General features: G+C 58.0%; 23 protein-coding genes and 1 other annotated feature. Of the genes, 15 read left to right on the forward strand and 8 right to left on the reverse strand.

From position 1 onward, the window contains the following. Positions 1-26 precede the first annotated feature (26 nt). The 6 genes from dgoR (at position 27) to IM295_RS15765 (ending at position 6034) form a co-directional block, all read left to right on the forward strand. A complete protein-coding gene (gene dgoR, locus IM295_RS15740) occupies positions 27-716 on the forward strand; it encodes a D-galactonate utilization transcriptional regulator DgoR (RefSeq protein WP_003861109.1) in 690 nt (229 codons plus the stop codon). Further along, positions 713-1591, forward strand: coding sequence for a 2-dehydro-3-deoxygalactonokinase (locus IM295_RS15745; protein WP_049137088.1), 879 nt, complete (start codon positions 713-715; stop codon positions 1589-1591). Before dgoR ends, IM295_RS15745 begins: the two co-directional genes overlap by 4 nt. Then, complete coding sequence (locus tag IM295_RS15750) at positions 1575-2192, forward strand: 2-dehydro-3-deoxy-6-phosphogalactonate aldolase (protein ID WP_193066923.1); 618 nt, start codon at positions 1575-1577, stop codon at positions 2190-2192. The genes IM295_RS15745 and IM295_RS15750 overlap by 17 nt, the downstream gene beginning before the upstream one ends. Beyond that, complete coding sequence (dgoD, locus tag IM295_RS15755) at positions 2189-3337, forward strand: galactonate dehydratase (protein WP_193066924.1); 1149 nt, start codon at positions 2189-2191, stop codon at positions 3335-3337. Before IM295_RS15750 ends, dgoD begins: the two co-directional genes overlap by 4 nt. Positions 3338-3415: 78 nt before the next feature. Then, positions 3416-4753: an MFS transporter gene (locus IM295_RS15760; protein WP_080351061.1), complete on the forward strand. Its 1338-nt coding sequence runs from the start codon at positions 3416-3418 to the stop codon at positions 4751-4753. Between the two features lie 51 nt (positions 4754-4804). Then, positions 4805-6034: a DUF3748 domain-containing protein gene (locus tag IM295_RS15765; protein WP_193066925.1), complete on the forward strand. Its 1230-nt coding sequence runs from the start codon at positions 4805-4807 to the stop codon at positions 6032-6034. On the opposite strand, the gene IM295_RS15770 is transcribed toward IM295_RS15765, so the two are convergent. After that, positions 6031-6363, reverse strand: coding sequence for a YceK/YidQ family lipoprotein (locus IM295_RS15770; RefSeq protein WP_014881914.1), 333 nt, complete (start codon positions 6361-6363; stop codon positions 6031-6033). The two genes, IM295_RS15765 and IM295_RS15770, sit on opposite strands and share 4 nt — an antisense overlap. 250 nt (positions 6364-6613) lie before the next feature. Next, positions 6614-6685, forward strand: a sequence feature (ROSE (Repression Of Heat Shock gene Expression) occurs in the 5'-region of heat shock genes and acts as an RNA thermometer to modulate expression.). Between IM295_RS15770 and ibpA the strand changes: the two genes are divergently transcribed. The 3 genes from ibpA to IM295_RS15785 all read left to right on the forward strand — a co-directional run bounded on the left by ibpA (position 6679) and on the right by IM295_RS15785 (position 9445). After that, on the forward strand, positions 6679-7089 hold the full coding sequence (gene ibpA, locus IM295_RS15775; protein WP_008500162.1) for a small heat shock chaperone IbpA: 411 nt from the start codon (positions 6679-6681) through the stop codon (positions 7087-7089). It overlaps the preceding feature by 7 nt. A gap of 136 nt (positions 7090-7225) precedes the next feature. Then, complete coding sequence (gene ibpB, locus IM295_RS15780) at positions 7226-7654, forward strand: small heat shock chaperone IbpB (RefSeq protein ID WP_028014943.1); 429 nt, start codon at positions 7226-7228, stop codon at positions 7652-7654. Between the two features lie 129 nt (positions 7655-7783). Beyond that, positions 7784-9445: a putative transporter gene (locus IM295_RS15785; RefSeq protein ID WP_063943335.1), complete on the forward strand. Its 1662-nt coding sequence runs from the start codon at positions 7784-7786 to the stop codon at positions 9443-9445. On the opposite strand, the gene IM295_RS15790 is transcribed toward IM295_RS15785, so the two are convergent. Beyond that, the gene (locus IM295_RS15790; protein WP_192971854.1) at positions 9413-10159 is read right to left on the reverse strand and encodes a GntR family transcriptional regulator; all 747 of its coding nucleotides are present in this window, start codon (positions 10157-10159) and stop codon (positions 9413-9415) included. The genes IM295_RS15785 and IM295_RS15790 overlap by 33 nt on opposite strands. Positions 10160-10380: 221 nt before the next feature. Between IM295_RS15790 and IM295_RS15795 the strand changes: the two genes are divergently transcribed. From IM295_RS15795 to IM295_RS15810, 4 genes are all read left to right on the forward strand, one after another. Then, positions 10381-12003 carry an alpha-glucoside-specific PTS transporter subunit IIBC gene (locus tag IM295_RS15795; RefSeq protein ID WP_028014946.1) on the forward strand — a complete coding sequence of 541 codons (1623 nt, stop codon included), beginning with the start codon at positions 10381-10383 and terminating at the stop codon, positions 12001-12003. Further along, positions 12000-13322, forward strand: a complete 1323-nt coding sequence (locus IM295_RS15800) for a 6-phospho-alpha-glucosidase (protein WP_045260840.1) — start codon at positions 12000-12002, stop codon at positions 13320-13322. Before IM295_RS15795 ends, IM295_RS15800 begins: the two co-directional genes overlap by 4 nt. 92 nt (positions 13323-13414) lie before the next feature. Further along, on the forward strand, positions 13415-13762 hold the full coding sequence (locus IM295_RS15805) for a YidH family protein (RefSeq protein WP_028014948.1): 348 nt from the start codon (positions 13415-13417) through the stop codon (positions 13760-13762). Further along, entirely contained in the window at positions 13752-14099 is a 348-nt protein-coding gene (locus tag IM295_RS15810) for a DUF202 domain-containing protein (protein ID WP_023309822.1), read from the forward strand. The genes IM295_RS15805 and IM295_RS15810 overlap by 11 nt, the downstream gene beginning before the upstream one ends. Positions 14100-14116: 17 nt before the next feature. Here the strand turns inward: IM295_RS15810 and dsdA are convergent, their stop codons facing one another. After that, the gene (gene dsdA / locus IM295_RS15815; protein ID WP_193066926.1) at positions 14117-15403 is read right to left on the reverse strand and encodes a D-serine ammonia-lyase; all 1287 of its coding nucleotides are present in this window, start codon (positions 15401-15403) and stop codon (positions 14117-14119) included. Positions 15404-15420: 17 nt separating this feature from the next. Continuing rightward, complete coding sequence (dsdX, locus tag IM295_RS15820) at positions 15421-16758, reverse strand: D-serine transporter DsdX (RefSeq protein ID WP_028014951.1); 1338 nt, start codon at positions 16756-16758, stop codon at positions 15421-15423. 204 nt (positions 16759-16962) lie between these two features. On the opposite strand from dsdX, the gene dsdC reads away from it, so the two are divergent. Together dsdC and IM295_RS15830 are read left to right on the forward strand one after the other, a co-directional pair. Then, a complete protein-coding gene (gene dsdC / locus IM295_RS15825; RefSeq protein WP_039024536.1) occupies positions 16963-17889 on the forward strand; it encodes a DNA-binding transcriptional regulator DsdC in 927 nt (308 codons plus the stop codon). Between the two features lie 84 nt (positions 17890-17973). Next, a complete protein-coding gene (locus IM295_RS15830; protein WP_193066927.1) occupies positions 17974-19062 on the forward strand; it encodes a cellulase family glycosylhydrolase in 1089 nt (362 codons plus the stop codon). On the opposite strand, the gene emrD is transcribed toward IM295_RS15830, so the two are convergent. From emrD to tisB, 4 genes are all read right to left on the reverse strand, one after another. Continuing rightward, positions 18965-20149, reverse strand: a complete 1185-nt coding sequence (emrD, locus tag IM295_RS15835; protein ID WP_039024559.1) for a multidrug efflux MFS transporter EmrD — start codon at positions 20147-20149, stop codon at positions 18965-18967. The genes IM295_RS15830 and emrD overlap by 98 nt on opposite strands. Before the next feature lie 175 nt (positions 20150-20324). After that, complete coding sequence (locus IM295_RS15840) at positions 20325-21158, reverse strand: EamA family transporter (protein WP_193066928.1); 834 nt, start codon at positions 21156-21158, stop codon at positions 20325-20327. Positions 21159-21220: 62 nt separating this feature from the next. After that, the gene (locus IM295_RS15845) at positions 21221-21667 is read right to left on the reverse strand and encodes a GNAT family N-acetyltransferase (RefSeq protein WP_193066929.1); all 447 of its coding nucleotides are present in this window, start codon (positions 21665-21667) and stop codon (positions 21221-21223) included. Between the two features lie 64 nt (positions 21668-21731). Continuing rightward, entirely contained in the window at positions 21732-21821 is a 90-nt protein-coding gene (gene tisB / locus IM295_RS15850) for a type I toxin-antitoxin system toxin TisB (RefSeq protein WP_045260836.1), read from the reverse strand. Positions 21822-22022 lie beyond the last annotated feature (201 nt).

The following is a 22022-nucleotide window of genomic DNA, read 5'->3' on the forward strand; positions in this document are numbered from 1 at the left end:
GGACATACAGAGCACAAGGACTCTCCATGACTCTCAATAAAACCGATCGCATCGTTATTACGCTGGGCACCCAGATTGTGGGCGGTAAATACGTTCCCGGTTCGCCGCTCCCCGCAGAGGCTGAACTGTGCGAGGAGTTTGAAACCTCGCGCAACATCATCCGGGAAGTGTTCCGCTCGCTGATGGCGAAGCGGCTGATTGAAATGAAGCGCTATCGCGGCGCGTTTGTTGCTCCGCGCAACCAGTGGAACTACCTCGATACCGACGTGCTGCAGTGGGTGCTGGAAAACGACTACGACCCGCGGCTTATCGGCGCGATGAGTGAAGTTCGAAACCTGGTGGAGCCAGCAATTGCGCGCTGGGCGGCGGAACGCGCGACCTCCGGTGATTTGGCCCAGATTGAATCGGCTTTAAACGACATGATCGCCAATAACCAGAACCGGGAGGCGTTCAACGAGGCGGACATTCGCTACCACGAAGCGGTGCTGCAGTCGGTGCATAACCCGGTATTACAGCAGCTTAGCGTGGCGATCAGCTCGCTACAGCGAGCGGTATTTGAACGTACCTGGATGGGTGATGAGGCCAATATGCCAAAAACGCTCCAGGAACATAAAGCGCTGTTCGATGCGATACGGCATCAGGACGGCGATGCGGCAGAGCAGGCGGCGCTTACCATGATTGCTAGCTCGACACGAAGGCTGAAGGAAATCACATGACATCTCGCTACATCGCAATTGACTGGGGATCGACCAATCTGCGCGCCTGGCTCTATCAGGGCGAGCAGTGCCTGGAGAGCAGGCAATCAGAAGCAGGCGTGACGCGCCTGAACGGTAAATCCCCCGAGGCGGTGTTAGCAGAGGTCACACAAAACTGGCGCGACAGCGCCACGCCGGTGGTAATGGCGGGAATGGTGGGCAGTAACGTAGGCTGGAAAATTGCACCTTATCTGCCGGTTCCCGTCCATTTCTCCGCTATTGGCGAGCAGTTAACGTCTGTTGGCGACAATATCTGGATTATTCCCGGTTTGAGCGTCTCTCGCGACGATAACCACAACGTGATGCGCGGCGAAGAGACACAGCTGCTTGGCGCGCGCGCTCTCTCTCCTTCTTCTGTCTACGTCATGCCCGGCACGCACTGTAAGTGGGTCCAGGCTGACGCTGAGCAAATCCACGATTTTCGCACCGTAATGACCGGCGAGCTGCACCATTTGCTGCTCAACCATTCGCTGGTCGGGGCCGGTTTACCTGAGCAGGAATCCTCGTCAGAGGCGTTTGCCGCCGGGCTTGAACGTGGGATCGCCTCCCCTGATGTGTTGCCGCAGCTTTTTGAGGTTCGCGCCTCGCACGTGCTGGGACTTCTCCCGCGCGAGCAGGTCAGCGAGTTTCTCTCCGGCCTGCTGATTGGCGCAGAGGTCGCCAGCATGCGTGAGTTCATCGCGCACGAACAGGCCATTACGATTGTCGCAGGCGCATCGCTAACGTCGCGCTACGAACAGGCATTTCGCGCCGTTGGGCGTGATGTTTCGACGGTATCCGGCGACACGGCATTTCAGGCAGGAATAAGGAGCATCGCTCATGCAGTGGCAAACTGATCTTCCCCTTATCGCGATTTTGCGCGGCATCACGCCCAATGAGGCGTTAGACCACGTCGGCGCGGTTATCGACGCCGGATTCGACGCGGTAGAAATCCCGCTCAACTCGCCCGACTGGGAAAAAAGCATTCCGACCGTGGTGGAGGTTTTCGGCGATAAGGCGCTGATTGGCGCAGGCACCGTGTTACAGCCTGAGCAGGTCGATCGGCTGGCAAAGATGGGCTGCAGGCTTATCGTCACGCCCAATATTCAGCCTGAGGTGATCCGCCGCGCGGTGGGTTACGGCATGACAGTCTGCCCGGGCTGCGCCACCGCCACGGAAGCCTTTACTGCCCTTGATGCGGGCGCGCAGTCGCTCAAAATTTTCCCGTCATCGGCTTTTGGACCGGACTACATCAAGGCGTTGAAAGCGGTATTGCCCGCCAGCGTGCCTGTCTTTGCCGTGGGCGGCGTAACGCCAGAAAACCTGGGCCAGTGGATGAGCGCTGGCTGTGTGGGCGCAGGGTTGGGTAGCGATCTTTATCGTGCCGGACAGTCCGTGGAACGTACCGCACAGCAGGCGGCAGCATTTGTGAAAGCGTATCGAGAGGCAGTGAAATGAAAATAACCAAACTCACCACGTACCGTTTACCCCCGCGCTGGATGTTCCTGAAAATCGAAACCGATGAAGGGATTGTAGGCTGGGGCGAACCGGTGATTGAAGGGCGTGCGCGCACCGTTGAAGCGGCAGTACACGAGCTGGGCGAATACCTTATTGGTCAGGATCCGGCGCGCATTAACGACCTGTGGCAGGTGATGTACCGCGCGGGCTTCTACCGCGGTGGTCCGATCCTGATGAGCGCCATCGCCGGTATCGACCAGGCGCTGTGGGATATCAAAGGTAAAGTGCTTAACGCACCGGTCTGGCAGCTTATGGGTGGCCTGGTGCGCGACAAAATTAAAGCCTACAGCTGGGTAGGCGGCGACCGTCCTGCGGAAGTGATCGACGGCATCACGCAGTTGCGCAATATCGGCTTTGACACCTTCAAGCTCAACGGCTGCGAAGAGATGGGCGTTATCGACAATTCGCGTGCGGTAGACCGGGCGGTCAATACCGTGGCGCAAATTCGTGAAGCCTTCGGCAACGAGATTGAGTTTGGCCTGGATTTCCACGGCCGCGTCAGCGCGCCGATGGCCAAAGTGCTGATTAAAGAGCTGGAGCCGTATCGCCCGCTATTTATCGAAGAGCCGGTGCTGGCCGAGCAGGCGGAGTACTATCCGAAGCTGGCTGAACAGACCCACATTCCTATCGCGGCGGGTGAACGTATGTTCTCGCGCTTCGAGTTTAAACGCGTACTTGAAGCGGGCGGCATAGCGATCCTACAGCCGGACCTTTCTCATGCGGGCGGCATCACCGAATGCTACAAAATTGCCGGGATGGCAGAAGCTTACGATGTGGCGCTGGCACCGCACTGCCCGCTCGGCCCAATCGCGCTGGCGGCCTGCCTGCACGTCGACTTCGTCTCCCGCAATGCGGTGTTCCAGGAACAGAGCATGGGGATTCACTATAACAAGGGCGCGGAACTGCTCGATTTTGTGAAAAATAAAGAAGACTTCTGCATGGAAGGTGGTTTCTTTAAACCGCTTACGAAGCCGGGCCTTGGCGTGGACATCGACGAAGCTAAAGTCATTGAGCTGAGTAAAAATGCGCCGGACTGGCGAAACCCGCTGTGGCGTCATGAGGACGGCAGCGTAGCGGAATGGTAATCGCCATCCCGTAGACCCGGTAAGCCTTCGGGCAAAAATCATACATACAAAAATATAACCCTCTGTAAATTACAGGGCATGGTGAGCGGCTTCGCTATGCCCAAAATCTGGAGACAGATTGCGATGGATATTCCAGTTACCGCTACAAAAATCGGGCGTCGCCGCTACCTGACGCTGATGATGATCTTTATTACCGTGGTCATTTGCTATGTCGACCGCGCCAACCTTGCCGTGGCATCGGCCCATATTCAGGAAGAGTTTGGCATCACCAAAGCGGAAATGGGCTACGTCTTCTCGGCGTTTGCCTGGTTGTATACCTTATGCCAGATCCCCGGCGGCTGGTTTCTTGACCGCGTGGGTTCACGTCTGACCTACTTTATCGCCATATTAGGCTGGTCCGTGGCGACCCTATTCCAGGGCTTCGCCACCGGGCTGATATCGCTGATTGGCCTGCGTGCCATCACCGGGGTTTTCGAAGCGCCCGCGTTTCCGACCAACAACCGTATGGTGACCAGCTGGTTCCCGGAACACGAGCGCGCGTCCGCCGTTGGTTTTTACACCTCTGGCCAGTTTGTCGGCCTGGCGTTCCTGACGCCGTTGCTGATCTGGATCCAGGAGCTGCTGAGCTGGCACTGGGTGTTCATCGTCACCGGCGGGATTGGCATTATCTGGTCGTTAATCTGGTTCAAGGTCTACCAGCCGCCGCGTCTGACCAAAAGTATCACCAGGGCCGAGCTGGACTACATCCGCGACGGTGGCGGTCTGGTGGATGGTGATGCGCCGGTGAAAAAAGAGGCGCGCCAGCCGCTGACCAAAGCGGACTGGAAGCTGGTCTTCCACCGTAAGCTGGTGGGCGTGTATCTGGGTCAGTTCGCGGTTACTTCTACGCTGTGGTTCTTCCTCACCTGGTTCCCGAACTACCTGACCCAGGAAAAGGGGATCGCGGCGCTAAAGGCGGGCTTTATGACCACCGTGCCGTTCCTCGCCGCATTTTTCGGCGTGCTGCTCTCCGGCTGGCTGGCCGATAAGCTGGTGAAAAAAGGGTACTCGCTGGGCGTGGCGCGTAAAACGCCGATTATCTGCGGCTTGCTGATCTCAACCTGCATCATGGGTGCCAACTACACCAACGATCCGGTGTGGATTATGGCCCTGATGGCGGTGGCGTTCTTTGGTAACGGTTTCGCCTCTATCACCTGGTCGCTGGTGTCGTCCCTCGCGCCGATGCGGCTGATTGGCCTGACAGGCGGTGTGTTCAACTTTGTCGGCGGACTGGGCGGGATCACCGTACCGCTGGTCATCGGCTACCTGGCGCAGGACTACGGCTTCGGCCCGGCGCTGGTCTACATCTCTGCCGTGGCGCTGATCGGGGCACTCTCCTACATCCTGCTGGTGGGCGATGTGAAACGAGTAGGCTAATCCCTGCGGATGTTTTACCCTGATGCACTCACCGTGCATCAGGGTATCCTCATGAAACAAATCACCTTCGCTTCCCGCAACCACCAGCTGACCAACATCAATACCTGGACGCCGGACAGCCGGTGGCTGGTCTACGACGTACGTCCGTCAGGCGCGTCATTTACCGGCGAAACCATTGAGCAGGTCAACGTCGTTACGGGCGAGGTGGAGGTGGTTTATCGCGCTACTGACGGCGCGCATGTCGGCGTGGTGACCGTTCATCCGGCACAGGACAAATACGTCTTTATCCACGGTCCGAAAAACCCGGATGCTGACTGGCACTACGATTTTCATCATCGTCAGGGTGTGATTGTGCATCACGGTCAGGTGAGCAACCTGGACGCGATGGATATCACCGCGCCTTATACCGCAGGCGCGCTGCGCGGCGGCAGCCACGTGCACGTCTTTAGCCCGAACGGGCTGCTCGTCAGCTTTACCTATAACGACCATGTTTTACATGAGCGCGATCCGAAGCTCGATTTACGCAACGTCGGCGTGGCGACACCGTTTGGCCCGGTGAACCCGCAGGGGAATCATCCACGTGAATATTCAGGCAATTTCTGGAGCGTGCTGGTCAGCCGCACAACGCCCAACCCGCAGCCGGGCAGCGATGAAATTAACCGCGCCTACGAAGAGGGCTGGGTGGGCAACAACAGGCTGGCGTTTATCGGCGACACCCTCTCCGCGCAGGGCGAAAAAGTGCCTGAACTGTTTATTGTTAACCTGCCAGAAGACGAGCAGGGCTGGAAACGAGCGGGCGATGCGCCGCTGCAGGGCACCCCAGACACCCTGCCAGCGCCGCCTGCCGGGGTGAAGCAGCGTCGTCTGACCTTTACCCACCAGAGGGCTTACCCGGGTCTGGTGAACGTGCCGCGTCACTGGGTGCGCAGTAACCCCCAGGGGACGCAAATCGCGTTTCTGATGCGTGATGATAACGGCATTGTGCAGCTGTGGCTGATCTCTCCTGAGGGCGGCGAGCCGCGCCAGTTGACGCGCACCGGGAGCGGTATTCAGTCTGCGTTTAACTGGCACCCTTCCGGGAACATGCTGGGATTTGTGCTTGAAAACCGAATCGCCTGCTGTGACGCGAAGACTGGAGAAGTGACGTTTTTGACGTCCGATCACGGCAATCCGCCGTCTGCTGATGCGGTCGTGTTTTCCCCGGACGGGCGCTTTATTGCGTGGATGCAAGAGACGGGCGGTTTCCGTCAGCTTTGGGTAACGGAAACCGCGAAGGACTAGCGCGGCGGCATCTCGGCGGGCGGGATAACGGCGTTTGTCGCCAGATTTTCCTGCTCGCTTTTCTCTACCCGTGAGCGCACGGAATCGTCTTTACGGAATACATCCCACGGCAGCAGAAGCGTATCCGCCACTGCTGTAAAGGGCATATCCAGGATAACCAGGGATTTGGTGCCCCAGTTCGTATCGTCATCGGAGATCATCGCCGCGCTGGCGCGCGTCCCCGGATATGTTCCTTCTTTACCGCCGGTGTGAGACATCACGCTCGAACACCCGCAAAGTAAAACCACCCCGCTGAACGTCGTCAGCTTTATCAGAACATTTTTCATCATCACTCAGTCATCGTTAATGGCACTGCATAGACCTGCAACTCAGGGTTATAGCGAGCCTTATCCGAAATGAATAGCCCGATAACCCCGCACTGTGGCAGCCATCGCAATTTAACCCTTTGTGCTGTTGTCCCAGAGTCTATGCGACAACCAGCAAAGTGCAAAAAAATCTCGCCTAAATAGTCTTGAAAAGCTCGGTTCCAGACCCATTTTAAGAATGTGACCCGATAACGAACACGCCTGATGGGTGCTCGGGGGCGCAAAGGCCTGTCCATGGTGGAAGGCTACAATTTCTCGCTGATTTCAGGAGTATTATCTATGCGTAACTTCGATCTTTCTCCGCTATACCGTTCTGCAATTGGTTTTGACCGCCTGTTTAACCATTTAGAAAATAACCAAAGCCAGAGCAACGGCTACCCTCCATACAATGTTGAGCTGGTTGACGAAAACCACTACCGCATCGCCATTGCCGTCGCCGGTTTTGCAGAAAACGAGCTGGAAATCACCGCGCAGGACAACCTGCTGGTGGTGAAAGGTTCCCATACGGCCGAGCAGAAAGAACGTACCTACCTTTACCAGGGCATCGCCGAGCGCAACTTTGAACGCAAGTTCCAGTTAGCCGAGAACATTCACGTTAAAGGCGCGAACCTGGTTAACGGCCTGCTGTTTATCGAACTGGAACGCGTGATTCCGGAAGAGAAAAAACCGCGCCGTATCGAAATTAACTAATTACGCGGGTCGCGCGGGCGGCCCACCCAGACTTGCTTGCCGTAACGGGAGCATATGCGAATCCATCAGGATTTGCAGGAACAACTGTGCACAAAATTAAACTGTGCCGAACTCGCTTCTCAGAAGGAGATTTAGTATGCGTAACTACGATTTATCCCCCCTGCTGCGTCAGTGGATTGGTTTTGACAAACTGGCTAATGCCCTGCAAAGCACCACCGAGCAACAGACATTTCCGCCGTACAACATCGAAAAAAGCGACGATAACCACTATCGCATCACCCTTGCGCTGGCCGGGTTCCGCCAGGAAGATCTGGATATCCAGCTCGAAGGCGCGCGCCTGACCGTGAAGGGTACGCCGGAAAAACAAGAGACCGAAACCCGGTGGCTGCATCAGGGTCTGGTTAATCAGCCGTTTAGCCTGAGCTTTACCTTGGCAGACCATATGGAAGTGTCCGGTGCGACGTTTACCAACGGGCTGCTGCATATCGATCTTATCCGTAACGTGCCGGAAGCCATCGCACCGCAGCGTATCGCCATTAGCGAGCGGCCGGCGTTGAACAGCTAATCCGCTTTACTCACAGACTGCACAAAGCCCTGCTCCGGCAGGGCTTTTTTGTGCGCCATCGCCCATACAACCGCATCCGGCTCTGAGAAAATCCTTGTTATAACTAAGGTTATGCCAAGGATGTGGATCATGAGTGATATCGCGTTAACCGTAAGCGTGTTGGCCCTGGCCGCGGTTGTAGGGCTATGGATTGGCAATATCAAAATCCGTGGCGTCGGGTTTGGGATTGGCGGGGTGCTGTTTGGCGGCATTTTTGTCGGGCATTTTGCTGACAAGCTCGGGCTGGTTCTCAGCGCCGATATGCTCCACTTTATTCAGGAGTTCGGCCTGATCCTCTTCGTCTACACCATCGGGATTCAGGTAGGGCCGGGCTTTTTCGCTTCCCTGCGCGTCTCCGGGCTACGGCTCAATCTGTTTGCCCTCGGCATTGTGGTGATGGGCGGGTTGGTCACCGCAATCCTGCACAAAATCTTTGCTATCCCGCTGCCCGTGGTGCTGGGCATTTTCTCCGGGGCGGTCACCAACACGCCGGCGCTCGGCGCCGGGCAGCAAATCCTGCGCGATTTGGGCATTGAACCCGGCATTGTTGACCAGATGGGGATGAGCTACGCCATGGCCTATCCGTTTGGGATTTGCGGCATTCTGCTCTCCATGTGGCTGGTCCGCGTCCTGTTTCGCGTTAACGTCGACAAAGAGGCGAAGGATCACGAAACCACGCTCACCAATGGCCACATGCCGATCAAAACCATCAACATTCGCGTCGATAACCCCAACCTGAACAATATGGCGATTCAGGACGTGCCGATCCTGAACAGCGCCAATATTATCTGCTCCCGCCTTAAGCGCGACGACGTGCTGATGGTGCCTGCGCCCGGCACGATGATCCAGCAGGGTGACCTGCTGCACCTGGTCGGCCAGCCGGGGGATTTGAACAACGCGCGGCTGGTGATTGGTCAGGAAGTGGATACCTCGCTTTCAACCCGCGGCACCGATATGCGCGTGGAGCGTGTTGTGGTGACCAACGAGCACGTTCTGGGCAAGAAAATACGCGATCTGCAGGTAAAAGAGCGCTACGACGTGGTCATCTCCCGCCTCAACCGTGCGGGCGTCGAACTGGTTGCCATCCCGGAGGCCAGCCTGCAGTTCGGGGATATCCTCAACCTGGTCGGACGCCCGTCGTCCATCGATGCCGTGGCGGATATGGTGGGCAACGCCCAGCAAAAACTGCAGCAGGTGCAGATGCTGCCGGTGTTTATCGGCATCGGGCTTGGCGTGCTGCTCGGCTCTATTCCGCTGTACGTGCCGGGCTTCCCGGTGGCGCTCAAGCTCGGCCTGGCGGGCGGGCCGCTGATTATGGCGCTGATCCTCGGGCGTATCGGCTGTATCGGGAAGCTCTACTGGTTTATGCCGCCGAGCGCTAACCTGGCGCTGCGCGAGCTGGGCATCGTGCTGTTCCTGGCGGTTGTCGGGCTGAAGTCCGGCGGGGATTTTGTCGATACCCTGGTCAAGGGCGAAGGGATGAGCTGGGTCGGCTACGGCATCTTTATCACGGCGATCCCGCTGCTGACGGTGGCAATCCTGGCGCGGATGTTCGCCAAAATGAACTACCTGACGCTGTGCGGCATGCTGGCGGGCTCCATGACCGACCCGCCAGCGCTCGCTTTTGCCAACAACCTGCACGCCACCAGCGGCGCGGCCGCGCTCTCCTATGCCACCGTCTACCCGCTGGTGATGTTCCTGCGCATCATCACCCCGCAGCTACTGGCGGTGCTGTTCTGGGGGATGGGTTAACAGCTCTTCCGGGTGGATGCGCCGCAGATGGTAGTCCACCTGGTAATCGCTGGTATTTCGGAACATCACGGAATAATTGAGGAACTCGCCGCTGTCGCTGTAGGAGAGAGAGGTAATTCGCAGCAGTGGCGTCTGTTCCGGCAGATTCATATAACCGGCCAGCTGTTTATCTGCCAATACCGGCGTCAGGCTCTCGTAGTTGCCGCTGATGGTGATCCCGCACTCCTTCTCGATGTAATCAAACTTAGACCCCTCAAGATGCGCCAGCGACAGGTTGCGGAACAGCTTCACCGGCATAAAGCTGTCCTCCAGCATCAGCGGCTTTCCGTCCACGTAGCGCACCCGCCGTGAAAAGTAGATCCGCTCATCCACCTGGATCCGCAGCTGGCTGGCGATGGCGGGCGGGGCGGGCATCACTTCGAACTGCAGCACCTTGCTCTGCACCTCTTTTCCCTGCTGACGCAGCACCTCCACCAGCCCGGTCAGGTTAGTGGTTTCGTGGTGAACGTCTTTGCGCGAGACAAACGTTCCGCTGCCGTGTCGGCGCTCAACCAGCCCCCAGCTCACCAGCAGATCCAGCGCCTTGCGGATGGTCATGCGCGCCACGCCAAACTCCTGCGCCAGCGCTTTTTCACCAGGCAGCGGGCTGCCGATGTTGTAGTCCGATGAATTCAGCCGCAGCCGCAACCTGTCAGCAATTGATTTGTAGATCACCAGTAGACCTCTCTGCCCTTATCAGGGCGTGGAATGCGTCCTGACATGTCCATATTTAACTCAAAAAGTAGACCTGAATGGTCAAAATAAAACCATGAATGCGATCACGAATCGCAGCGGCACGCCATGTTCGCGCATCAGTAAGTTCTTATGCTCACCTCAGGCCAGCACAAAACCATAAAGGCCTCTACCCCTACAGGTTGTTACGTGAGGATTTAAAAATGCTCAGTCAAATACAACGTTTTGGCGGTGCCATGTTTACCCCGGTGTTGCTGTTTCCGTTTGCCGGGATCGTGGTGGGAATCGCCATCATGCTTCGCAACCCGCTGTTTGTCGGCGAAGCCTTAACCGCCCCCGATCATCTTTTCGCGCAGATCGTTCACATCATTGAAGAGGGCGGCTGGGCGGTGTTTCGCAATATGCCGCTGATTTTTGCCGTCGGCCTGCCGATTGGGCTGGCGAAGCAGGCGCAGGGCCGCGCCTGTCTGGCCGTGCTGATTAGCTTCCTGACCTGGAACTACTTCATTAACGCGATGGGGATGACCTGGGGCCACTTCTTTGGCGTCGACTTCTCCGCCGAACCGACGGCGGGAAGCGGGCTGGCGATGATTGCCGGGATCAAAACGCTCGATACCAGCATCATCGGTGCCATCGTGATCTCAGGCATCGTCACCGCCATCCACAACCGCTATTTCGACAAGCCGCTGCCGGTCTTTCTGGGGATTTTCCAGGGCAGCTCGTTTGTCGTTATCCTCGCGTTCTTCGTGATGATTCCCTGTGCCTGGCTGACGCTGCTGGGCTGGCCGAAAGTGCAGATGGGCATCGAATCCCTTCAGGCTTTCCTGCGTTCTGCCGGTGCGCTGGGCGTGTGGGTGTATACCTTCCTGGAACGCATTCTGATCCCAACGGGGCTGCACCACTTCGTCTACGGTCCGTTCATCTTCGGCCCGGCGGCGGTGGAGGGCGGTATTCAGGTCTACTGGGCGCAGCATCTGCAGGAATTCAGCCAGAGCACCCTGCCGCTGAAGACCCTCTTCCCGGAAGGTGGCTTCGCACTGCACGGCAACTCAAAAGTGTTTGGCTCGGTCGGGATTGCCTTCGCTATCTGGTACACCGCGTCGCCAGAAAATCGCGTCAAGGTGGCGGGCCTGCTGGTTCCGGCCACGCTCACCGCCGTGCTGGTAGGCATTACCGAACCGCTTGAGTTCACCTTCCTGTTTATCTCGCCGCTGCTGTTCGCCGTGCACGCCGTGCTGGCGGCCACCATGGCGACGGTGATGTACGCCTTCGGCGTCGTGGGGAATATGGGCGGCGGCCTGCTGGACCAGTTCCTGCCGCAAAACTGGATCCCGATGTTCCATAACCACGCCTCGACGGTGTTCACCCAGATCGGCATTGGTGTCTGCTTCACCGGCATCTACTTCGTGATCTTCAAAACGCTGATTGAGCGTCTGAACCTGAAAACGCCGGGCCGGGAAGAGAGCGAAATCAAACTCTACAGCAAGGCCGACTATAAGGCGGCGCGCGGGCAAACCACCGCCCCGGCGGCGGCCAGCCAGCAGGTTGGGCAAGCCGCCGGATTCCTGCAGGCGCTCGGCGGTGCGGCCAACATCGAAAGCATCAATAACTGCGCCACCCGCCTGCGTATCGCGCTGGTGGATATGGCGAAAACCCAAAGCGACGACGTCTTCAAAGCCCTGGGCGCACACGGCGTAGTGCGACGCGGCAACGGCATTCAGGTGATTGTCGGCCTGCACGTTCCTCAGGTGCGTGACCAGCTGGAATCGCTGATGAAAACCCCTTTAACAAATGAACAAACCACCCTGACAGAGGCTATATCATGAAAAAATTCTCAGTTGTCATTGCAGGCGGCGGCAGCACCTTTACGCCTGGTATCGTCCTGATGCTGTTAGCCAACCGTGACCGCTTCCCGCTGCGCGCCCTGAAGTTCTATGACAACGATGGCGCGCGTCAGGAGACCATCGCCGAAGCGTGCAGAATCATCCTTAAGGAGCAGGCCCCGGAGATTGAATTCAGCTACACCACCGATCCAAAAGCGGCGTTTACCGATGTCGATTTCGTGATGGCGCACATCCGCGTGGGCAAATACCCGATGCGCGAAAAAGATGAAAAAATCCCGCTGCGCCACGGCGTGCTGGGCCAGGAAACCTGCGGACCGGGCGGTATTTCTTACGGCATGCGATCTATCGGCGGCGTGCTGGAGCTGGTGGATTATATGGAACAGTACTCCCCGAACGCGTGGATGCTGAACTACTCCAACCCGGCGGCGATTGTCGCAGAAGCCACGCGCCGCCTGCGTCCGAACGCTAAAATCCTCAACATCTGCGATATGCCGATTGGCATTGAAGGGCGCATGGCGCAGATTGTCGGCCTGAAAGACCGCAAAGAGATGCGCGTGCGCTACTACGGCCTGAACCACTTCGGCTGGTGGACGTCGATTGAAGACCTGAACGGCAACGATCTGATGCCGAAGCTGCGCGAATACGTGGCGAAAAACGGCTATGTTCCGCCTTCGGAAGATGCGCATACCGAAGCGAGCTGGAACGATACCTTTGCCAAAGCTAAAGACGTGCAGGCGCTGGATCCGGACACCATGCCGAACACCTACCTGAAGTATTACCTGTTCCCGGACTACGTGGTCGCGCATTCCAACCCGGAACGGACCCGCGCCAATGAAGTTATGGATCACCGTGAGAAGCATGTGTTCAGTTCCTGTCGGGCGATTATCGAAGCCGGCAACTCCGCCGCCGGTGAGCTGGAAATCGACGAACATGCGTCGTACATCGTCGATCTGGCGACTGCGATTGCCTTTAACACCCAGGAGCGGATGCTGCTGATAGTGCCAAACAACGGTGCCATCCATAACTTTGACGCCGACGCGATGGTGGAGATCCCGTGCCTGGTGGGCCATAACGGACCGGAGCCGCTTACGGTGGGCGATATTCCGCACTTCCAGAAAGGGCTGATGAGCCAGCAGGTGGCGGTGGAAAAACTGGTGGTGGATGCCTGGGAGCAGCGCTCGTACCAGAAGCTCTGGCAGGCCATTACCCTGTCGAAAACCGTGCCGAGCGCCTCCGTCGCGAAAGCGATTCTGGATGACCTGATCGAGGCCAACAAAGAGTACTGGCCAGAGCTGCATTAATCGTCCTGACCGGCATCGCCCGATGCCGGTCTCCTTGTCCTTGTCGATTTACGCTATGCTGAAGCCTGCCCGTAGCACGACAAGGAATCTCCATGAAAATTTCCCGCCTCGGCGAAGCGCCGGACTACCGCTTCTCTCTGGCTAATGAGCGCACGTTTTTAGCGTGGATCCGCACCGCACTGGGCTTTCTGGCCGCAGGTGTCGGCCTTGACCAGCTCGCCCCCGATTTTGCCACGCCGCTGATTCGTGAAGTGCTGGCGCTGCTGCTGTGCCTGTTCGCGGGCGTGCTGGCGATTTACGGCTACCTGCGATGGCTGCGCAATGAGAAGGCGATGCGCCTGAAGCAGGATCTGCCCTATACGCGCGGGTTACTCATCATCAGCGTGATTCTGCTGGCGGTGGCGGGCGTGGTGATGGGGCTGGTGTTCTATGGCGGATAGCCGCAAAGCGCGGCGCGAAGCGGACCCCGGCCTGCAGCCGGAGCGGACGTCGTTGGCCTGGCTGCGCACGCTGCTGGGGTATGGCGCGCTGATTGCCCTGGCGATTAAGCACAACTGGCACCGAACCGGGGTGCCATTCTGGATCTCTATTATTGTGCTGGCGCTGGTGGCCATCATTTTATGGCGCTATACCCGCAGCCGTAACCTGATGGACGTGGCGCAGAACGATTTTGTACAGCCGAAAGCGGTGCGGGATAAATTCCTGATTGCGCTGGCTGTTCTCTCGCTATCGCTGCTGTTTGCGGTGACCCATATTCAGCAAATTTTGAGCCTGTAAACCGAGTGGCGGCTTAATTACTTCCCTTTAGCCAGATACTTCGCCATCTCGTCTTCCGGCACCATGCCACCGCCGGTTGCCCACACCAGGTGGGTAACATTGGTATGAGAATGAACGCGCACCGGCCCGGCCATCCCCGCCAGCGCTGAAGGCTCAAGGCGGATCCCTTCCTCCTGCGCCAGCCAGCCGAGCATATCGTACATACTCCGATCGGAAAGCGTATAGAACCCGTCGAGAAGGCGCTCCATCGCGCGGCCCACGAAGCCGGACGCGCGCCCAACCGCCAGACCGTCCGCCGCCGTCACGTTATCAATGCCCAGATCCTGCACTGCAATCGCATCATGCAGGCCGGTGTAAACGCCCAGCAGCATGCACGGCGAGTGCGTTGGCTCCGCGAAGAAGCAGTGCACGTTATCACCAAAGGCCAGCTTCAGGCCAAACGCCACGCCGCCAGGCCCGCCGCCTACGCCGCACGGCAGATAGACGTACAGGGGATGATCCGCATCCACCACGCGGCCCTGTTCGGTGAACTGCGCTTTCAGGCGCTCGCCCGCCACCGCATAGCCCAGGAACAGGGTGCGGGAATTCTCATCGTCAATGAAGAAGCAGTTCGGATCGCTTTCCGCCGCTTTGCGCCCTTGCTCCACCGCCACGCCGTAATCCTGCTCATATTCCACGACGATGACGCCGTGGCTGCGCAGCCTGGCTTTCTTCCACTCGCGGGCGTCGGCGGACATATGGACCGTCACCTTAAAGCCGATGCGTGCGCTCATTATGCCAATGGATAACCCCAGGTTGCCGGTAGAGCCCACGGCAATGCTGTACTGGCTGAAGAAGGCCTTAAAGCGTGGCTCCAGCAGAATGCTGTAGTCGTCTTCAACGCTCAGCAACCCGGCTTCCAGCGCCAGCTTCTCCGCGTGGGTCAGCACCTCATAGATGCCGCCGCGCGCTTTAATCGAGCCGGAGATGGGCAGGTGGCTGTCCTTTTTCAGCAGCAGCGTGCCGGGAAGGGATTTGCCAGATTCTCTCTCCAGCCGCGCCTGCATTGCCGGAATGGCGACCAGTTCAGATTCAATAATCCCACCCGTTGCCGCCGTCTCCGGGAAGGCTTTCGCCAGATACGGCGCGAAGCGGTTGAGGCGCGCGTGGGCGTCGTCCACGTCGGCTTTGGTCAGCCCGACATAGGGTAACCCTTCCGCCAGCGTGGTGGTGCGCGGGTTAAGCCAGGTGGTTTCTTTCAGGGCAATCAGATCCTCAACCAGAGGAAACTGTGCGGTTAAAGTGGTGATAGTTGCGTTTTCCATAATACGTCTCTTCGCGCTCAGATAATGAAAGAAAGCAGGAATGTGCCGCCAAGTGCAAGCACCGAGGCGATAAACGTCGCCGTCGTATAGTATTTGAAGGTCTCATTCAGGGTCGCGCCGCAGTATTGCTTCACCAGCCAGAAGAGAGAATCGGTCACGATCGTGCAGCCAATGGCGCCGGAACCGATGGCAATGGTGATGATCTCCGGGCTGACGTTCGGGTAGAGCGGCAGCATCGGCGCGACGATGGCCGTGGCGCCCATCATCGCGACCGTGGCGGAGCCTACGGCGGCATGCAGCACCAGCGCCACCAGCCAGGCGAGCAGGATAGGGTGCATGTGCAGGTTCGAGAGAATTTGCGCCAGCGAGTCCGCCAGTCCGCTGGTTTTCAGGATGGCGTTGAACGCGCCGCCCGCGCCGATAATCAGCAAAATGTTGGCGATAGAGCCAAAGCCGTGCTCGGTGTGCGTCAGCATCGCGCCCATGCCCATGTGCTGGCGGATGCCCAGCAGGTAGTAGGCGACAAACACGGCGATAAACATGGCGGTGATCGGGTTGCCGATAAACTCCAGCAGCGTATACAGCGTGCCGTCTTTTGCCATATTCAGTTCAGCGATGGTCTTCACCAGCATCAGGGCAATCGGCAGCAGCACCGTAAACAGCGTGGCGCCCAGCGACGGCAGGGTATGCTCCTCCCGCACCTTCAGGTCTGAAAATTCCGCCGGAACCGGTTTAAACGGCAGACGATTGCCGAGCAGCTTCAGGAACAGCGGGCCGCCGACCAGAGAGGCCATCAGGCCGACCATCAAACCGTAGACAATGACCGTTCCAACGTCCGCCCCTAATTTATTGGTCACAAACAGCGCGGCCGGATGCGGCGGCACCACGCAGTGCACCGCCATCAGCGCGGTACAGAGCGGAATGGCCAGCTTGAGCAGCGACGTGTGGGTCTTTTTGGCGATGGAAAACGCCAGCGGTATCAGCAGGACCACGCCCACTTCCACGAACAGCGTAATGCCGCAGATCAGGCCCACCAGCACCATAATCACGTCTGCTGACAGCCAGCGGCAGCGCTGCAACGTAATCCCGATGCGCTCTGCCGCGCCGGAAACCTCCATCATCTTGCCGAGAATGGTCCCAAGACCAATCACGGCCGCCAGGAAGCCCAGCGTGCCGCCAATCCCACTCTCAATGGCGTTTACCATATCCAGCGGGCTCATTCCCATCATTGCGCCGACGAAAAAGCTCGCCAGCAGCAGCGCGAGGAACGGGTGAAACTTTAGCTTAACGATGGTTAAAACAATCAACACAATGCTGACCAGCAGCGTTGCCACAACCCAGACCTGAGATCCCATATCTCACCTCACCCTTATGTCATCTGGGGGTATTGGACGAAAAAGCGGCGTGGGCTGACAAACGATATAAATTAGCGTTCAGGTGAGCCAGATTGAATCAACTGAGTGACTGCGCTCTAAAAAACGCACTTAAACCGCATTAGGTTCACATATATTCACCCTTAAACAGTATGCTGAGCGCAGAAACCACGCGTGAGAATTGTGATGACCGATGCAAATGAAGCCAGAAACCGGCTGCTCAACGGCTGGCAGCTGTCGAAAATGTACACCTTTGAAGTGGCGGCTCGACATGAATCCTTCGCGCTGGCGGCGGAGGAGCTGTCGCTCAGCCCCAGCGCGGTGAGCCACCGCATCAACCTGCTCGAAGAAGAGCTCGGTATTCAGCTGTTTGTCCGTTCGCACCGTAAAGTCGAGCTGACGCAGGAGGGAAAGCGCGTATACTGGACGCTAAAATCGTCCCTCGACACCCTGAATCAGGAGATTCTGGACATCAAAAACCAGGCGCTGTCCGGCACGCTGACGGTCTACTCCCGGCCGTCGATCGCTCAGTGCTGGCTGGTACCCATGCTGGGCGACTTTACCCGCCGCTATCCGTCGATTTCGCTCACCGTCCTGACCGGCAATGATTACATCAATATGCAGCGAACGGGGGTCGATCTGGCGCTCTATTTCGACGATACGCCGCCAAACCATCTGTCTCATCACTTCCTGATGGACGAAGAGATTTTGCCCGTCTGCTCGCCGCAGTATGCCCGCGAGCATGAGCTGTTGAAAAACCCCGATAACCTTAGCCACTGCACGCTGCTGCACGACCGTCAGGCCTGGAGCAATGATTCCGGTACGGATGAGTGGCTGAGCTGGGCGCAGCACTTTGCGGTGAATATGCCGCCATCGTCGGGTATTGGTTTCGATCGTTCCGACTTAGCGATTATTGCGGCCATCAACCACGTCGGCGTCGCGATGGGGAGAAAGCGGCTGGTGCAAAAACGGCTTGAACGGGGCGAACTGATCGCCCCGTTTGGTGACAAGACCCTGAAATGCCATCAGCACTACTATGTTTCGACGCTTTCGGGCCGACAGTGGCCGAAAATAGACGCCTTTATCGGCTGGCTGAGAGAACTGGCAGGTTGAAGAATTATTACGCTTTCGCGCTACACCAAATGTGAAAAAGCATGCTAAATACAGGTAATGCTTTCGATTTATCCAGGGTAAACCGTGTTAAAGCCTCTTATAGCGACCGCGTTACTGATCTCTTCCGGCTGGGCCATTGCCGCTGAGCCGCCGCTGACGGCTGCCCGTTATGCGCAGCAGCTTGGCGTCGGGATGGATGTGGACTGGGCGCGCACCGAGCGCGGCATACGCGAATTCGACCCGCTGGTGGTTCGCGATTTTCGCGCAAAAGGCATTACACACGTGCGCATTCGCGTCGCCGATGAGCCGACGGAAGCGCGACTGATCCACCTGCGCAAGCTGGTGGAAGCCTGCGAGCAATATGGCGTGATCCCGATTATCGCTTATCAGGCCGATGAATATAAAAACGACCCCAAAGCCGATAACGAGAAAGAGACGATCAACTGGTGGATTGCCGTGGCGCACTATTTCGGCCAGAGCTATCCGCAGCTGGGTTTTGACCTCATTTATGAGCCAGCCGACAAGCTTAACCACAACCTCGCGTCGTTAAACCGCGTGTATGAAAAAACCATTAAAGCGATCCACGACATCGACCCGCAGCGCATGATTTTCATTGCGCCGCGCCTGCGTGCCGCGCCGGAGGATTTATCCGGCCTGAAGCTGCCTGCGCACAGTCAAAACTACCTGCTGGCGGAGTGGCATATTTTCCCGTGGGGGCCGCTGAAAAGTAACGGTAAATACCCGTGGACGTCCGGCACGGCGGCAGAGAAAGCGGCTATCCGTAACCGCATCAATGCCGCGCTGCACTGGCAGCAAAAAACCGGGCACGTCAGTTGGGTCGGGGGCTGGGGCGTGGGGGAGTCAAACCACCTCACGCCAACCGCTTCGCAAATGGCCTTCGCCACCTTTATGGCCTGCGAGCTGCAAAAGGCGAAAATCCCGTATGCGCTTAACGCGGATTTCCAGTTTTACGACGGGGAAGAGGGGGCCTGGCGGCCTGCGCCGGAGCCGTTATTGCAGGCGATGATTGCGCCCGTCTGTGAAAAGCCCGGCGAGAAGCCGGGCCATCATGCGGTTAAACCGGCTGCTCGTGATGCGGAACGCGCGACGACAGCGGCAGCCAGCACAGTAAAATCAACAGCCCCATTAGCGTCATCAGCAGGCCCAAACTAGCCTGCCCGGTCTGCGGCATCATGGCCGAGAGCCAGGCCAGCGCGCCGGAACCGATGTTCTGCAAACCGCCCACCAGCGCGCCCGCCGTGCCGGCGAGGAACGGGAACGGCTCCATCGCGCCGCTGGTGGCGAGCGGGAACAGCATCCCCGCGCCGAAGAAGAACAGCGCTGCCGGGATGAGCAGCGTCCAGACGGTCATCACGCCAAACAGCCCCGGGATCCACATCATCAGACCCGCCAGCAGGCAGCTGATCACGGCCTGCCACATCAGGGTTGAAAAGCGCTTGTTCTGACGTCCGGCAAACCACGCGCCAAAGAACGCCGCCGGGATTGGCAGAATAAACAGAATGCTCACCACCATGCTGCTCAGGCCAAGACCCGCGCCTAGCAGCACGCCGGAGCAGGCTTCGAACACAGCAATACCCGCCAGGCCGCCAATCAGCATCAGCAGGTAGCAGGTAAACGCGCCGTTGCCGAAAAGCGTCTTATAGCTTGTGAGAAGCTTCGTGCGCGGCGCGTCTTTTGGACGGGTTTCCGGCATCCAGCGCGCCATGCTGAAGGTGACAATTACGCAGAGCACCAGCAGAAAGGCGTAACAGGCGCGCCAGGACCACATTGTGTCCAGCAGGCCGCCAATCAGCGGAGCGAGAAGCGGGCTGACCAGAATGCCCATATTTAACAGGCTGTTGGCGTGGCGGAGCTGGGTGCCCTGATACATATCGCGCGGTAAAGTTCGCGCCATCACCCCGCCGACACCCGTCCCAACGCCCTGCAGGGCGCTGGCGGCAATCAGTACGGTCAGGCTGTGGGTGGTAATGGCAATCACCGTCGCTACCATGAAAATGCTCATGCCCACCAGGATCACCGGGCGACGCCCGACGCGGTCGGAGAGCGGGCCGTAGAAGAGCTGTGAAACGCCATAGGTCAGCAGGTAGGCTGCCATCACGCTCTGCACCGCGCCTTCGCGGACGTTCAGTTCCTTTGCCATGTCGGCAATCGCCGGAATGTAGATGGTTTGCGCCATCTGACCGACGGCCACCAGTAACACCAGCATCAACAATAAGTTAACGTTCCTTTGCTTTTTCATGTCGCTGAATACTTTTGCCAAAAGAGAGAAATGAAGAATAAGTGACTACGCATTACCATAAATGCGCGAGGAATCTACCACAGACAGATGACAATTTAAGCATTGTTGCGGTGAATGAAAAAACCGGGAAAGGCAGGATTTGTAAACAAGAACGGCAACTAATGTTGCCAGCGATTTACGCCAGACGCAGCAGAATTGCGCCGACAGCAATACCCAGCGCTGCCGCGATGCGCAGGCCCGCAACCTTCTCTTTTAAAAGGACAAAGGCGATCAGCGCCCCGAAAAGAATCGAGGTTTCACGCAGCGCGGCGACCACCGCCAGCGGCGCCTGCGTCATCGCCCAGAGGGCCAGACCGTAAGAACCCATGGTCCCCACGCCGCCGAGCAGCCCTTTTTTCCAGTGCAGACGCAGGTAGCCGGACGCCTCGCGCCGACGCGCCACCATCGCCCAGCCCAGCAGGCAGAAGCCGTTCATAAAGAAGGTCCAGAGCGTGTAGCCCAGCGCGGTGTCCGACAGCCGCACGCCGGTGCCGTCCACCAGCGTATACCCGGCGATAAAACAGGCATTCAGCAGCGCCAGCCAGATCCCCCTGCGTGACTGCATGCGGCCATTCATCGCCATCGCCAGAATCGACAGGCAAATGACTCCGATACCGGACCAGGCGAGCCAGGAGAGATGGTCGCCGAGCGCCAGCACGCTGATCAGCGCCACCAGCAGCGGGGCGGTGCCGCGCATCAGCGGATAGGTCTGGCTCATGTCCGAGACCTGATAGGTCTTCGCCACCAGCACGGTGTAGACCACCTGTAAGGCGCAGGAGACGATCAAAAACGGCCAGCTTGCCGCAGAAGGCTGTGGTGAGAAGGGCAGTAAAATCAGGGCAATAATCGCGGCTGAGCCGCTAACGCCGATCGCAGAGTAGAGTTTATCCGTTCCGGCTTTAACGATAGCGTTCCAGCTGGCATGCAGCAGTGCGGCGAAAAGCAAAATGCAGAAAACGGTGATGGTCATGGCGTATTGGGTGATGAATTGTCACTCAACTGTAACATTCACATCCTGATGCCGCCAGCCGGTTACACCGCACAAAAAAGGCGGTGCGTCACCCGTGGTTCGTCTGAGACCAGCGTAAAACCGGCTCGATTGTAAAATCCGTACGCGCTGTCCGGCGCGTGAGTATTCAGAAAATCAAACCAGATGCTGGCATCCGCCATCACTACGGTTAAAAGCTGTTTTCCAATGCCCAGCCCGCGGCACTTCTCGCTGACGTAGAGATGGCGAATGCGTCCGGCACGCGGCTGCTGGCTGAACGGATCGCGTTTGAGGCCACACACGCCCACCAGCTTGCCGTTAAGAAACGCACCCAGCAGCTTTTCACCCGGCGCGTTAAAGCGGTTCTCACCCCGCAGCCAGTTCTCTTCCAGCCTGCGCAGCATGTTGAAATTCAGCGCGATACTTTCCGCCTTCAGGGCGATATACCCCGGCTCATCCGGTGTGACAGGCTCAATTAACAGACGCGACATAGCATTCCCTCGTTATTAAAGAGGGGCGGTTGCCCGCCCCTCTCAGGTGCGACTTGAACCTGAATTACCGAACGTATTTCAGGACAGCATCAAGCAGTTGCAGTACTGCAACAATGAGTTTGAGGATAAGTATCACCATATCCACTACGCTCATACGCGTCTCCTTTTGGTTAAAAGGAGCACGATGCTGGCGTACCTTTCCGCCGCCTGTTGCCAGCACCTGGATTGACGTAACACAGTGTGCTCACTTCAGGGGTTAAGGCACTGACGGCACCACCCGTTTCAGCCAGGACTTCGTTGCGCCGGTAAACTGCGGCCCCCTCGCTCACTGCGAACACCCTCAGTATAGATAAAT

This window comes from Enterobacter cloacae complex sp. P14RS, assembly GCF_014895895.1.
GTDB lineage: Bacteria > Pseudomonadota > Gammaproteobacteria > Enterobacterales > Enterobacteriaceae > Enterobacter > Enterobacter bugandensis.